This is a genomic window from Paenibacillus sp. sgz302148, from assembly GCF_056120465.1.
The window spans coordinates 1-1,424 of record NZ_JBVYOJ010000054.1; the positions used below are offsets into that span (position 1 = coordinate 1).

Below are 1,424 nucleotides of genomic sequence, written 5' to 3' on the forward strand. Positions count from 1 at the left end.
GGACCTAAGGCGAGGCCGAAAGGCGTAGTCGAAGGACAACAGGTTGAAATTCCTGTACCACCGTAAGCCGTTATGAGCAATGGGGTGACACAGAAGGGCAGTGACGCGGACTGATGGAATAGTCCGTCCAAGCAGCGAGGCTGGTGTGTAGGCAAATCCGCACACCATAAGGCTGGGCTGTGATGGGGAGCGAAAATTGCAGTAGCGAAGGTCATGTACTCCGGCTGTCAAGAAAAGCCTCTAGCCAGGCGATGGTGCCCGTACCGCAAACCGACACAGGTAGGCGAGAAGAGAATTCTAAGGCGCGCGGAAGAACTCTCGTTAAGGAACTCGGCAAAATGACCCCGTAACTTCGGGAGAAGGGGTGCCTCGGTAGGGTGAATAGCCCGAGGGGGCCGCAGTGAAAAGGCCCAAGCGACTGTTTAGCAAAAACACAGGTCTGTGCGAAGCCGTAAGGCGAAGTATACGGGCTGACGCCTGCCCGGTGCTGGAAGGTTAAGGGGAGCGGTTAGGGGTAACCCGAAGCTGTGAACCGAAGCCCCAGTAAACGGCGGCCGTAACTATAACGGTCCTAAGGTAGCGAAATTCCTTGTCAGGTAAATTCTGACCCGCACGAATGGCGTAACGACTTGGGCGCTGTCTCAACGAGAGATCCGGTGAAATTTTAATACCTGTGAAGATGCAGGTTACCCGCGACAAGACGGAAAGACCCCATGGAGCTTTACTGCAGCTTGATATTGGACTTTGGTACGATCTGTACAGGATAGGTGGGAGCCTGAGAAGTCGGTGCGCCAGCATCGACGGAGGCGACGTTGGGATACCACCCTGATCGTATCGGAGTTCTAACTCGCTACCCTAATCGGGTAGGAGGACCGTGTCAGGTGGGCAGTTTGACTGGGGCGGTCGCCTCCTAAAGAGTAACGGAGGCGCCCCAAGGTTCCCTCAGAATGGTTGGAAATCATTCGAAGAGTGCAAAGGCATAAGGGAGCTTGACTGCGAGACCTACAAGTCGAGCAGGGACGAAAGTCGGGCTTAGTGATCCGGTGGTACCGCATGGAAGGGCCATCGCTCAACGGATAAAAGCTACCCTGGGGATAACAGNGTGCAAAGGCATAAGGGAGCTTGACTGCGAGACCTACAAGTCGAGCAGGGACGAAAGTCGGGCTTAGTGATCCGGTGGTACCGCATGGAAGGGCCATCGCTCAACGGATAAAAGCTACCCTGGGGATAACAGGCTTATCTCCCCCAAGAGTCCACATCGACGGGGAGGTTTGGCACCTCGATGTCGGCTCATCGCATCCTGGGGCTGAAGTAGGTCCCAAGGGTTGGGCTGTTCGCCCATTAAAGCGGTACGCGAGCTGGGTTCAGAACGTCGTGAGACAGTTCGGTCCCTATCTGTCGCGGGCGTAGGAAATTTGAGAGGA

At 55.5% G+C, this 1,424-nt stretch carries 1 rRNA gene; it reads left to right on the plus strand.

The features are described 5' to 3' along the window. A 23S ribosomal RNA gene (locus AC0LWM_RS32340) occupies positions 1-1,424 on the plus strand; the annotation flags it as partial.